This is a genomic window from Streptomyces sp. NPDC006610 (genome assembly GCF_040611575.1).
Lineage (GTDB): Bacteria > Actinomycetota > Actinomycetes > Streptomycetales > Streptomycetaceae > Streptomyces.
This window is the reverse complement of the sequence record NZ_JBEXOP010000007.1, coordinates 163,258-174,792: the sequence shown is the minus strand read 5'-3', so window position 1 is coordinate 174,792 and position 11,535 is coordinate 163,258. Positions and strand designations below refer to the sequence as shown.

Sequence of the window (11,535 nt, the reverse complement as noted above, 5' to 3'; positions counted from 1 at the left end):
CACATGACCGCGACCGCCCCCCAGGATCTCTACGAACTCGGTGACGCCCCCGAGATCGGCACCGTGCCGAAGCGGATGTACGCCTCGCTGATCCGCCAGGAACGCTACGGACAGCCCATCGACGCCTTCCGCACCGAAGTGGTCGACGTTCCCCCCGTCCGGCGCGGGCAGGTCCTCATCAAGGTGATGGCGGCCGGCGTCAACTACAACAACGTCTGGGCGTCCCTGGGACACCCGCTCGACGTGATCGCGGCCCGGCGGAAGGCCGGCGCCACCGAGGACTTCCACATCGGCGGCTCCGACCTGTCCGGCATCGTCTGGGCCGTCGGCGAGGGCGTGCGGGACGTCCGCCTCGGCGACGAGGTCGTCGTCCTGGCCAGCAGGTGGGACGAGACGGCCGAGGACATCCGCCTCGGCGCCGACCCGGCCTTCTCCACCAGCCAGCGCGTGTGGGGCTACGAGGAGAACTACGGCTCCTTCGCGCAGTTCGCCGTCGTCGACGACTTCATGTGCCACCCCAAGCCCGCCCGCCTGTCCTGGGCGGAGTCCGCCTGCTACATGGCGACGGCGGCCACCGCCTACCGCCAGCTCTTCGGCTGGGAACCGCACACGGTCCGCCCCGGTGACCCCGTGCTGATCTGGGGCGGGGCCGGCGGCCTGGGGAGCATCGCCATCCAGCTCGTACGGCACGTCGGCGGCATCCCGGTCGCCGTCGTCTCCAGCGAGGAGCGCGGCGAGTTCTGCATGAAGCTCGGCGCCCAGGGGTGGATCGACCGGCGCGAGTTCGACCACTGGGGCCGGATGCCGGACACCTCCGACGAGGCGGCGATGGCCCGCTGGCTGGCCGGGGCGCGCGCCTTCGGGCGGCGCTTCTGGGAGGTGCTCGGCGAGCGCCGCAGCCCGCGGATCGTCCTGGAGCACTCCGGCGCCGACACCATCCCCACCTCCATGTACCTGTGCGCCAACGGCGGCATGGTCGTCATCTGCGGCGGCACTACCGGCTACAACGGCGACGTGGACCTGCGCTTCCTGTGGATGCGGCAGAAGCGGCTCCAGGGCTCGCACGTGGCCAGCGCCCGCGAGGCCCGCGAGGTGACCCGGCTCATCGACCGGGGCTTCGTCGACCCGTGCCTGTCACGGACGTTCGGCTTCGAGGAGATCGGCCTGGCCCACCAGCTCATCCACGACAACCGCCACCCGGCGGGCAACATGGCGGTCCTGGTCAACGCCCGGGCCTGACCCGCTCCCGCACCGCCCGAGCCGCGCGCGCCGTCCGTCGTCACCCACGGCACCGCAGCCTCCGCCCGCAAGGGCGGGTGCCCTCGCGGTGAGGTGACGTCGTCCGGCCGGCAGGACCTTCGCCGTCTGCCGCGGCTTCAGCGCGTGGCCCGGCCGGCTGCTTCTCGGGTGATGTCGCCGTAGAGGCGGAAGAGGGCCGGGCGGGCCTCGCCCCGGTCGCGTTCGTGCAGAGCCGCCCAGCACCGGGCGATGAGCGTCCGGGCCTGGGCGCCGGGCCAGGGCCGGGGCAGGAGCTGGGGCGGCAGCAGCGGGTCGGGCTCCATGGCGCGGGTGAGTTCGGCGGCCAGTTCGACGGCGATGGTGACGAGTGCGGCCGGGGGGAGTCCGGCGGGGCCGGTGAGCCGGGCGAGGCGGGGCCGGGCGATGCGGCCGAGGCGGTGGTAGCGGTCGGCGATCTCCCGCAGGGGCCACAGGCGGCGGGCGAGTTCGGCGGGTTCCCGGGTCTCGCCCCTGCGCAGGTCCGTCGTGGTGAGGAGGGTGAGCGCGCCGTGGGCGCCGAGACGGTGGGCCGCTTCTTCGACGTACGGTTCCCATGGGTTGGCGCAGACGTACAGTCCGCCCTGGAGCGGGGCGCCGCCGAGGCGGACGAGCGTCTCGCGCAGGGCGTCCCGGGCGGTGCGCGCCGATTCGGGCACCGCGAAGGCGGCCAGGTGCCAGACGCCGTCCCAGGGAGCGAGCCCGGCGTCCTGCCGGAACGCGTGCCGCAGGAAGTCCGCGTTGGGGGCGAGGTCGCGCATGGTGTCCTCGGTCGCGTGCAGTTCCGCCTTGCGGCCTCGGCCTTCGTGGGTGAACCGGCCTTCGGCCACGAGTCGTTTGACGCACAGCCGTACCTGCTGGTCGCTCATGCCGAGGGTGTCGGCGACGGTGTACAGCTCGTCCGCGGCGACGGTGCCGTCCTCGCGGATCAGCGCGTGGACGAGCATGCGGGTGGGGACCTCGACGTGGTCGGTGTCGGCGCTCACGGCTTCCCCACCCCTCCTGTGGCGACCGGGCGGTGCATGGTGGTCACCGCGCCGAATCCGAACAGCCCGCGCAGGTAGGGCGTGTGCTCGGTCCGTACGGCCCTGAAGCCGCGCCGCTCGTACAGGGCCCGCGCGCGCGGGTTGGTGTCGATCACGTCCAGTCTGACCTCCCGGCAGTCCTGCTCCGCCGCGACGGCGGCCACTTCCTCGATGAGCAGGCTCCCGACGCCGCGGCCGCGCATGGCCGGGTCCACGGCGATGCCGTCCATGAGGAGCTGTCCGGGAGCCGGGCGACGTTCGAACAGGGCGAGGAGCACGAGTCGGCGCAGTCCCCGCAGATGCCCGTAGGCGCGCAGCACGGCACGGGCCGATCCCCCGGTGAGGGCCCGCCCGCCGTGCTGGTAGCCGGCGAGACCGACGAGCCGACCGTCGAGGAGCGCGCAGACCGCCCGGTCGGTGTTCAGGTGGGCGGCGAGGAAAGGCACCGCCTTGCCCGCCGGGTTCAGCGCGGGGCCGAGTTTGCGGCCGAAGGCCTCCCAGTACAGCTCGGCCGCCCGCCGTTCGGCGCCGGCCGGAACGCCCCGCCGCACCGTCACCGCTCCGGCTGCGGGGCCTGCCGCGTCCCGTCCCATGCCGTGCCTCCCGTCTTCCCGAATGGAGCCCAAAACTAACAGACTCTCAACGACCGTTCTGCTGATGATAGTTTTGGGTCTGCTGCACACCCGAGCAGAGGCGGCCCTTCCATGCGTCCCACCACCCAGCCCCGACGGCGCGGGCTCCGCATCGCCGTGTGGTCACTCGTCACGGCCCTGGCCATGGCCGTCGGCCTCGTCGGTGCGGTGCTGTGGCAGAACTCCTACGACATGGACGAACAGCGGGTCACCATCCGCCACGGCGGCCACACCCTCAACGGCGTACTGGCCACCCCCAGGGACGGCCGCGAGCGCCACGGCCTGGTCGTGTACGTCCACGGCGACGGCCCCGTCGACGCCACCCACGACGACGGCTACAAGCCCCTGTGGGAGGCGAACGCCAAGGCCGGGTACGCCTCCCTGTCCTGGGACAAGCCCGGCGTCGCGGGCGCGCCCGGAAACTGGCTCGACCAGTCCATGGACGACCGGGCCGACGAGGCAGCCGCCGCCATCGCCTGGGCCCGCGCCCGCCCGGACATCGACGGCGACCGGATCGGACTCTGGGGCGCCAGCCAGGCGGGCTGGGTCCTGCCGAAGATCGCCGCCAGGACGCCCGTGAGCTTCGTCGTCGCCGTCTCGCCCGCGATCAACTGGCTCCGGCAGGGCCGCTACAACCTCCTCGCCGAACTGCGCGCCGACGGCGCGTCAGCAGCCCGTACCCGGGAGGAGGTCGCCCAGAGCGACACCACCCGCCGGCTGCTGAGACAGCATGCGACGTACGAGGAGTACGTCCGGGCGATGGGCGGCGACGCGGACGGCATGACCGCCGACCGCTGGGCCTTCGTCTCCAGGAACTACACCGCGGACGCCACGCAGGACCTCCGCGCCCTGCGCGGCGTACCGGTGCTGCTGGCCCTCGCGGGCCATGACGTCAACGTGGACACCGCCGACACGGAGCGCACGTACCGCGAGGTGCTGGACGCAGGCGGTGCCTTGACGGTCGAGCGTTACCCGGACGCCAGTCACTCACTGCTCAAGCAGTCCGTCGAGCAGTCGGACCTCAAGATCACGCTCACCGCGCTGTTCCGCCCCCGCTCGCTCTTCGCGGACGGATTCCTGGCCGACCAAAGACACTTCATCGAGGAACTGGGCCGAAGCGGTCACGCCGCTCCATGAGGAACGGTCTGACGGCGTGGCCGGCTTCTCCGCGCTCTGCGAGTGCGGAGAAGCCGGCCCGTCCCCGAAACCTGCCGGGTGCGGACCGACGGGCGGGCAGGGCTCGGCTCTAGTGGCCGGCCGTCGGGTGCCACTCGCGGCGCAGGAGGCCGAAGATCCAGGAGTCGGAGACGTCGCCGTTGACGACGCAGTCCTCGCGGAGGGTGCCTTCGCGGACGAAGCCGAGCTTCTCCAGGACCCGGGCGGACGCCAGGTTGCGGGTGTCGGTCTCGGCCTGGACGCGATTCAGGTCCAGGGCGTCGAACGCCCACCGCAGGACGGCGTGCGCGGCCTCCGTGGCGTAGCCGTGGCCCCACGCGGCGGCGTCGAAGACGTAGCTCAAGGACGCGCTGCGGAAGGCGGGGTTCCAGCTGGTCAGACCGCACCAGCCGATGAACGCGCCGTCGCAGAGGCGGTCGACGGCCAGCCGCGCTCCCGTGCCTTCCTGCTCGATGGTCCGGCAGATCGCGATGAAGCGCTGGGCACGGGCCGGTTCGCTCCACGGCGGGGAGTCCCAGTAACGCAGCACGTGGGCGCTGCTGTGCAGCGCGTAGAGCGGTGCCGCGTCGGCCTCGGCGAACGGTCGCAGGCGCAGGCGGGCGGTGTGCAGATCGGGGGTGGGCAATGTCATGCGGAGCATGCTGCCGCGTCCCGCTCGGCCCTGACCATCCGTTTGTCCGGACGGTCGAGCGGCGCATAGGCGCCCGGTGACACGGCAGGCGTCGCGTGGTGACAGCGGCGACGCGCCCGACGAGCACCCGGTGCGGGCCGACCATGCCCTGCCCGGGCGCGAAGGCTGCGTCGCCCGGGCCCGCCGCCACGCCGCCGCGTTCCCCGACCGGGCCGGCGACGAGCATCGCCTGCGGGTCTCCGCACGGGCGAGAGACCTCGCACACCGTGCAGTGCGCTGACCTGCATGGTCAGGTCGCTCTACGAAGGGATCGTCCAGCGCGCCTCAGCACCGAACTCGCGTCTGCACGCCCACCTGCGCTGGTGCGACCGGAACGCCCGGCACCCCGACGTCCTGCCGCGCAACGTCGGAACGCGCCCGTGTTCTGGAGCCGGAAAGGAATCCGCCGGGGAGGTCGCCCCGTCGCTGCAACAGCCCGACCAGCACCGGATCGCTAGGAGGTCTCCTTGTGGACGGCTTCGATGTTGTTGCCGTCCGGGTCGCTGACGAACGCACAGTAGGCGCGGTACTCGCTCCACGCGCGGGGCCCGTGCCGGGAGGCGCCCCCGGCCGCTACCGCAGCCGAGTGGAAGGCGTCCACCGCATCCCGGCTGACTGCTGTGAACGCGATGTGCACCCCCGTGGTGACGGCGTCCACCGCGCGTTCCAGGGACAACGACGGCGTGTCCTGCCCCGGACTCCAGTACTCGGCGACGCCATCGGCCCGGTAGCCGACTCCGATCCCCAGAGCTTCCAGCGCGGAGGTGTAAAACCGTTCGCTGGCCTCGAAGTCCGAAGCGAAGACCCCGAGGTGATGGACGAAGGACGTCGTTGTCTCCATGGCGACCGAGCCTACGGACCAACACATCGAGCGACACGCTCCGACGCTCGACACCCACGGTGAACCTTCCCGGTCGCACCACTAGCCGCGATCATCACGCTCCGCCGCCCGCTTCCCGAACGCCACTTCTGCAAGGCCGGGTACACCAGGGCGCGGCCCTACCACGCTTTCGGGTGGTTTGAGGCTGTTTCGCAGCCTGGATATCTCGACAGTCGGATGATCCTCCTGGGTCGCACCCTGCGGCCCGGAAAGGGTGGTCCGTAGAGCGATGACTACGACGCGACGAACAGTCCTGGGCGCCGCCGCAGCAGCGTCCCTGTTGGCTCAGTTCACCGGAACAGCGTCCGCAGCTGCGGACGACAAGTGGGGAACGGTCACCGACGGTTGGGCCGAAGTCCGCTGGACCGGGCAGGTCCAGGCGGAGCTGGACCGGTTGGGGGCCGTCGTCGAAGCCGTGGCTCCGGCCCGGCTGGTCACGGACTCCCGGGGGTCGGCCGTGCGGTTCCCCGTGGGGTCCGGCAAGGGCGATCCCTCGCTCAGGCGCCTGTCGGAGGCCAGGGGCAGCGGTGTCCTGGACGGTGGGATCGAGGTCCGCACGCCGACCGGCGGCTTCCGGATCGTCAACCCCGAGAGCGTCCTGCGGGACGGGGTCGCGTCCGGGAAGTGCACGGTCAACGGCGTCGAGATCGGGCACCGCTCGGTGTTCCGGTGCGGTCTGGCCGAGGGCCTGCTGACCACCGACGGGGCGCCCGTGGGGCAGCCGCTGACGGTCCGCATCGGCGAGGTGCCGCTGCGCCCCACCCCCGAGCTGCTGGAGGTGTACACCGCTACTTTCGGCGCTCCTGTGTTCGACGCCGACACGGTGCTGGCGTATGTGACTGCCGAAGGCGTGTACACGCCGCCGAAGCCGTGAAGTGAGGGCCGGCCCCGAGCTCAGGAGGCAGGGGCCGGCTCCACCGGGCGGGTGGGACCGGGAAGGCCGCCGCCGAAGCGGCGCTGGCGGCCGGCGTACGTGGTGACGGCCTTCCGCAACTGCTCCAGCCCGAACTCGGGCCAGGGGTTGGGATCGAAGACCAGCTCGGCATAGGCGAGATGCCACGGCAGGAAGTTGCTGATTCGCTGCTCACCGGAGGTGCGGATCAGCAGATCGACGTCGGGAAGGCCGGGCACGTACAGGTTCCGGGCCACGTCGGCGGGGCCGATGTCCTCCGGCCGGATCCTTCCTGCGACCGCCTCGGCCATCAGCGCGCGGGCGGCTTCGGTCAGCTCCTCCCGCCCGCCGTAGTCGACGCAGACGGTCAGCGACAGGACGTCGTTGTTCGACGTCATGCTCTCCGCCAGTTCCAAGGAGGAGGCGAGCGACGGCTCGATGCGGTCGCGCCGCCCGCACCAGCGCACCCGCACACCCAGTTCGTGCAGCCACTCGATCCCCTGGGCGATCCCGTGACCCAGCGTATCGAACAAGACGGCCAGCTCCTCCTGGGAACGGTCCCAGTTCTCGGTGGAGAACGCGTAGATGCTCAGATGCCGCACTCCCAGCCGCAGGGCGGCGTTGACCAGGCGCATCGCGGCCCACTCGCCCGTCTGGTAGCCCCGGGAAACGGGCAGGCCCTGCCGTGCGGCCCACCGCCGGTTACCATCCATGATCACCGCGATATGGTCCGGCACCGCGCCGGCGTGCGGCCACGCGGGACGGCGAGCCGCTCCATCGGCCGCCACAAGCGGCTCGACGCCCTCAGTGAAGACCCGGGCCTGCCGGAGCGTGACCTCGTCGAACTGCAGCTGTGCGCCCAGGAGCAGGGCGTGCAGGAACGGCCGGTATTCGGGGGCCACCAGCTCGGCCACCGGCACCGCCTGCTCCAGCAGATCACGCCAGCGGCCGAGCTGGATGCTCACCAGCTCGTCCAGCACCTGGTGCCGCTCACCGCGCACAAGATCGCTGATCTCCAGCCCCAGCTGTCGCAGGTCGGCGCGCGGCAAGTAGCACCGGCCGGCAGCGAGGTCATCCGGCAGGTCCTCGAAGATGTCCACCAGCTGACACACCTCGCCCAGCACGGAGGTCAGCGAAGACACCTCCGCCCCTCTCGGCTCCAGCAGCGGAGTCCACATCTCGAAGACCGTTCCTGCTACTCCCCGCAGGTAGCGTCGTTGTTCGGCGAACGTCTCGAAAGCGGGCGGGGAGGCACAGTCGGTTCCGATCGCGTCGAGGAATTCCCCGATCACCGCGCGGTCCAGCCCCCACCGCAGCACTGTGTCCACGAAAGCCCGCCGCAGCGGGTGCTCACTGCGCCCCGCACGCAGTTCCCTCAGGGTCTCGGAACGCCACCGGGCGACCCGCTCCTCGCGGTCTGTCTGTGCTCCATGCTCGTCGGCGAGGCGATCGGTCCGCACCACGAAGCCGTGCACGGCCAGGATGTGGGGACGGACCGCGGCGGGCAGCACCCCGGCGGCCTTCCACAGCGGCGCCAGGAACTGCCTGGTCTCGGCCGCGCACAGCTCGTAGGATTCACGCAACTCGGTCGAATCGAACGCAGCCTGGTCCCCGAACACGTGCCGACCTCCCCTTCGACCGCGCCGCCGCTGCGGTTCCGCGGTACGGCGGGCGGCGACACCTCCTCCCCGGCCCGCGGCCGGGGACGTCCACCCTCCTCAACGACACACCGGTCGATCGGTACCGGCCTGGGTGATAATCCGAACAGCAGCCGCCGGGCGCGGTCGGCGGACACGTTGCCGCGGTCGCCGGGGGCGGTGCGCGCTGCTGGGTTCGGCCACCGAACTCGGGCCCCCTCCTCACGTGTCATCCAACCGGCGCCCCGGCCGCCTGAGTTCACGGCTTCGGCGGGCCGCCGACGGTCGCTCGCCCTCCGTCCCCGCATACCCGGCCGCTCACTCCCGTCGCAGGACCTGCCGCATCCAGCGGCGCTTGGGCGAGAGCACGGCGCAGACCTCCTCGAAGGGGAGTCGGGACGGCCGCGGAGGCTTGTGGACCGGGAGCTGCAGGCGTCCTGTCAGTGGCGCCGTCTAGGTTGTGCGCATGGCCACGTTCACGGACTTCAACTTCAAGCTCATCGTCGTCGAGCAGCTGATGTACATCGACGAGACGCTCACGCCTCGGTTTCGCCTCGCCGATCTCCTCAAGGAGAAGGGGCTCGGCGACGACCCCTGGCAGTACGCGCAGCAACACGGCCTGGCGTACCAGGTTGTGCCCGAGGCACGCAGCCACTTCGCATCACTGGAGATCAGCGACGACCTCCTGGCCGGCGTCGAGGAGCTGTGCATGGACGGCGGTAACCAGGTGTACCAAGAGTGCGCCCCGGTCTGGGACGGCGAGGACGACTTGTTCGACGTCTCTTCCCTCGACGACCTCGTGCTGCTTCCGAACCTTCGGCGCGTCCTCGGCTCCGAGTTCCTGGGCCCTGAGTTGCGGAGCGTCCTCGGCGCCCGCGGCATAGTCGCCGACTGACGTCGCGAACGAACGGCCTCGGCCACAGGCGGGAAACTGGTCAGCGGCCAGGAAGGTGACGGGGCGACGGCGTGGACACACCCCCCGGGGTGGAGGTCCCACAGCAGTTGCGGGTGTTCCCCGGCGGAGTGGGGATGGGCGAGGTCGGGTCGGCGGGCCCGGGGCTCATAGATGTCGAGCGCGAGAGAGGACATTGCGCGGGCCGTCGAAGAAGGCCCCGAAGCCGGTCAGAGGGGGGAGCGCATCCGGCGTGACACGAACCCGGCGAGCACCGGCGACAGAACCCGCCGGCCCCCACCGACGAGACGGTGTCCTCGCCCCTTCGGGCGAGGGCACGTTGATCCGGTGGCAGACCCTGGGCCGGACCACTCCGAAGCTCCGTACTCCCCAGGCGGCGGACCGCTGGACCTGGATCCTGATCGTCGCTCACACCCGGCTCCGGCTCGCCCGGCCTGTTGCCGAGGAGTTCCGCCGGCCCTGGGAGAAATCCACCACCTCCGACCGGCTCACCCCGGCCCGGGTCCGCCGGGGGTTCAGGACATCCGCGCTCACCCCGCCTCCCCGACCCGTGTTCCGGAACCGGGCGGCGACGGCTTCCACCACGCTGGCCCCGCAGGACTGTGCGCCCGGATGAGAGACGGCCGGAGGGGCGGTCGGCACGGGACCATGCGGACGCCGGTCCCGGGCCGGGAACGTCGTCCGGCGCCGCCGGGGAGGCCGGACGACGAACTGGGCCCATTGGTCCCCGCAACCGTGCCCCCGTGCAGGGGCGAGGAGCCTCAGACGGTGAACTCCCGTATCACCGTGTTGCGGAACACCGCCCGGCCGTCGATGGTGAACAGCGCGAGCCGGTCGTCGATGAGGTACGGGAATGCCTGTGAGGTGTGCACATAACGGCCGTCGTCCACGAACATCTCCACCGATGTACGGTCCACCAGCACTCTCAGGCGCACCCGTCGCGCCGACGGATCGAACGGGCTCTTGCTCTCCTGCCAGCGCCCCGAGGCGTCCGGGTTGACGGTGGACCTGCGATTGAGGAAGGCGTAGTCGCGGTACACCCCCGCGTCGACATGGCGGCCGCCGTCGTTGGAGCGGCGCAGTTGGAGACCTGCGCCGGTGAGCTGCTCCCAGGTGATCTCGCAGGTCACCTCGTATGCGGTGCCGCGGTAGTCGAGTACACGTGTGCCCTCGACCGCGAGGTCGCCCAGGCTCAGTGTGCGTGAGACATAGCGGTCCAGGGCGGCGATCGGGCGTGAGACGAGGTGGTAGGCGCCGGTGGCGGCGCGCTTGAGCGTGACCTCGCGGACGATGGAGTCGGTGCCGTTGAAGCCGTCGGTGTCGATGGTGGGCGTGGTGTTGGCGTAGTCCCAGTTGTTCAGCCAGCCGATGGCGTAGCGGGCGCGCTCGTCGAGGGTGCCGCTGGTGGTCCGTTTCTCGAAGGTGACGGCGCCGTACCAGTCCCAGCCGTGGTCGAGCCACTGCGGGTCCGACGTGTCGGGGGCGAAGGCGCTGCCGTCGAAGGCGCCGGTCCAGTAGGCGTAGGTGTTGGGCAGCCCGGCGCCCTTGCCGTTGGCGCTCACCCCGAGCACCCACTTCGCGGTGCCGTCCTCGGCGATGATCCGGAACAGGTCGGGGCACTCCAGCACGCCGATGCCGTCCTTGATGAAGCCGCCGGCGTACGTCCACCTCTTCAGGTCCGTCGAGTGGTAGAAGCCCACCTTGTTGTTCTCGGCGAGCGCCATCACCCACCGGTTGCGCTGTTCGTCGCGGATCACCTTCGGGTCGCGGAAGTCGCGGGCGCCGGGATTGGGCAGGACCGGGCCGGTGCCGTGAGGACGGAAGGTGCGGCCGCCGTCGGTGGAGTAGTACAGGTACTGGGCCTGTGCACCGCCCGCCGGTTCCATGGTCGCGAGCACGATGACCGCGCCGGCGCCGAAGCCCGCCGTGTTGCGCGTGTCCACGACCGCCGAGCCCGACCAGACGTCCCCGTTGGGCGTGGTGTCCTTCGGGACGGCGATGCCGCGGTCGGTGAAGCGGACCAGGTCGGTGCTGGTGACCAGGCGCCAGGCGGTTCCTGTCGTGGTGCCGCCGGCGAAGTAGTCCGGGTTGTACAGGTAGTAGTAGTGGTACTCGCCGTCGATCCAGACCGGGCGCTGCGGGTCGTTCTTCCACTGGTCGGGGACGGTGAAGTGGTACGCCGGCCGATAGCTGGCGCAGGTCGGGGCGGCGGCCCGGGGTCCCGCCGCGGCGGGACCCGACGTGGGCAGGAGTGCGGCGCCGGCGCCCGCGGCGGACCCGGCGAAGAGTGCTCGTCTGGACAGTCCACGCATCACGCATCGTTCCTTTCGTTCGAGCGAGCCCGGCAAGCGACGGCTCGGAACGGCGGCTCATGTTGAACCAGGACTGTAGACCTAACTCGTTAAAGGTCAAGGGTCTCGCATGTCTTGACAGGG

The 11,535-nt window shown here is 71.2% G+C and carries 10 protein-coding genes and 1 pseudogene; 5 read left to right on the top strand and 6 right to left on the bottom strand.

From position 1 onward, the window contains the following. Window positions 1-3 precede the first annotated feature (3 nt). The gene (gene ccrA, locus ABZY13_RS08445) at window positions 4-1,239 is read left to right on the top strand and encodes a crotonyl-CoA carboxylase/reductase (RefSeq protein WP_356628105.1); all 1,236 of its coding nucleotides are present in this window, start codon (window positions 4-6) and stop codon (window positions 1,237-1,239) included. Window positions 1,240-1,376: 137 nt separating this feature from the next. On the opposite strand, the gene ABZY13_RS08440 is transcribed toward ccrA, so the two are convergent. Both ABZY13_RS08440 and ABZY13_RS08435 read right to left on the bottom strand, forming a co-directional pair. Further along, entirely contained in the window at window positions 1,377-2,222 is an 846-nt protein-coding gene (locus ABZY13_RS08440; protein WP_356628154.1) for a PaaX family transcriptional regulator C-terminal domain-containing protein, read from the bottom strand. A 35-nt stretch (window positions 2,223-2,257) separates the two neighbouring features. Further along, a complete protein-coding gene (locus ABZY13_RS08435) occupies window positions 2,258-2,893 on the bottom strand; it encodes a GNAT family N-acetyltransferase (protein ID WP_356628104.1) in 636 nt (211 codons plus the stop codon). 111 nt (window positions 2,894-3,004) lie between these two features. Between ABZY13_RS08435 and ABZY13_RS08430 the strand changes: the two genes are divergently transcribed. Then, window positions 3,005-4,069, top strand: coding sequence for an alpha/beta hydrolase (locus ABZY13_RS08430; protein WP_356628103.1), 1,065 nt, complete (start codon window positions 3,005-3,007; stop codon window positions 4,067-4,069). Between the two features lie 109 nt (window positions 4,070-4,178). Here the strand turns inward: ABZY13_RS08430 and ABZY13_RS08425 are convergent, their stop codons facing one another. Both ABZY13_RS08425 and ABZY13_RS08420 read right to left on the bottom strand, forming a co-directional pair. Further along, complete coding sequence (locus tag ABZY13_RS08425; protein ID WP_356628102.1) at window positions 4,179-4,739, bottom strand: GNAT family protein; 561 nt, start codon at window positions 4,737-4,739, stop codon at window positions 4,179-4,181. A 493-nt stretch (window positions 4,740-5,232) separates the two neighbouring features. After that, window positions 5,233-5,619, bottom strand: coding sequence for a VOC family protein (locus ABZY13_RS08420; protein WP_356628101.1), 387 nt, complete (start codon window positions 5,617-5,619; stop codon window positions 5,233-5,235). 268 nt (window positions 5,620-5,887) lie between these two features. On the opposite strand from ABZY13_RS08420, the gene ABZY13_RS08415 reads away from it, so the two are divergent. Then, window positions 5,888-6,532: a hypothetical protein gene (locus ABZY13_RS08415; protein WP_356628100.1), complete on the top strand. Its 645-nt coding sequence runs from the start codon at window positions 5,888-5,890 to the stop codon at window positions 6,530-6,532. Between the two features lie 20 nt (window positions 6,533-6,552). Here the strand turns inward: ABZY13_RS08415 and uppS are convergent, their stop codons facing one another. After that, complete coding sequence (uppS, locus tag ABZY13_RS08410) at window positions 6,553-8,133, bottom strand: polyprenyl diphosphate synthase (RefSeq protein ID WP_356628099.1); 1,581 nt, start codon at window positions 8,131-8,133, stop codon at window positions 6,553-6,555. Window positions 8,134-8,653: 520 nt separating this feature from the next. On the opposite strand from uppS, the gene ABZY13_RS08405 reads away from it, so the two are divergent. Further along, window positions 8,654-9,082 (top strand): hypothetical protein, encoded by a 429-nt coding sequence (locus ABZY13_RS08405; RefSeq protein WP_356628098.1) that lies wholly within the window; start codon window positions 8,654-8,656, stop codon window positions 9,080-9,082. 349 nt (window positions 9,083-9,431) lie between these two features. Further along, a pseudogene (locus tag ABZY13_RS08400) lies at window positions 9,432-9,620 on the top strand (transposase); the annotation flags it as partial. 241 nt (window positions 9,621-9,861) lie between these two features. Here the strand turns inward: ABZY13_RS08400 and ABZY13_RS08395 are convergent. Further along, on the bottom strand, window positions 9,862-11,412 hold the full coding sequence (locus tag ABZY13_RS08395) for a glycoside hydrolase family 32 protein (RefSeq protein ID WP_356628097.1): 1,551 nt from the start codon (window positions 11,410-11,412) through the stop codon (window positions 9,862-9,864). Window positions 11,413-11,535 lie beyond the last annotated feature (123 nt).

Coding starts and splice junctions, on each gene's coding strand:
- ccrA (WP_356628105.1), top strand. CDS start 4: ATGACCGCGACCGCCCCCCAGGATCTCTACGAACTCGGTGACGCCCCC.
- ABZY13_RS08440 (WP_356628154.1), bottom strand. CDS start 2,222: ATGCTCGTCCACGCGCTGATCCGCGAGGACGGCACCGTCGCCGCGGAC.
- ABZY13_RS08435 (WP_356628104.1), bottom strand. CDS start 2,893: ATGGGACGGGACGCGGCAGGCCCCGCAGCCGGAGCGGTGACGGTGCGG.
- ABZY13_RS08430 (WP_356628103.1), top strand. CDS start 3,005: ATGCGTCCCACCACCCAGCCCCGACGGCGCGGGCTCCGCATCGCCGTG.
- ABZY13_RS08425 (WP_356628102.1), bottom strand. CDS start 4,739: ATGACATTGCCCACCCCCGATCTGCACACCGCCCGCCTGCGCCTGCGA.
- ABZY13_RS08420 (WP_356628101.1), bottom strand. CDS start 5,619: ATGGAGACAACGACGTCCTTCGTCCATCACCTCGGGGTCTTCGCTTCG.
- ABZY13_RS08415 (WP_356628100.1), top strand. CDS start 5,888: ATGACTACGACGCGACGAACAGTCCTGGGCGCCGCCGCAGCAGCGTCC.
- ABZY13_RS08405 (WP_356628098.1), top strand. CDS start 8,654: ATGGCCACGTTCACGGACTTCAACTTCAAGCTCATCGTCGTCGAGCAG.
- ABZY13_RS08395 (WP_356628097.1), bottom strand. CDS start 11,412: ATGCGTGGACTGTCCAGACGAGCACTCTTCGCCGGGTCCGCCGCGGGC.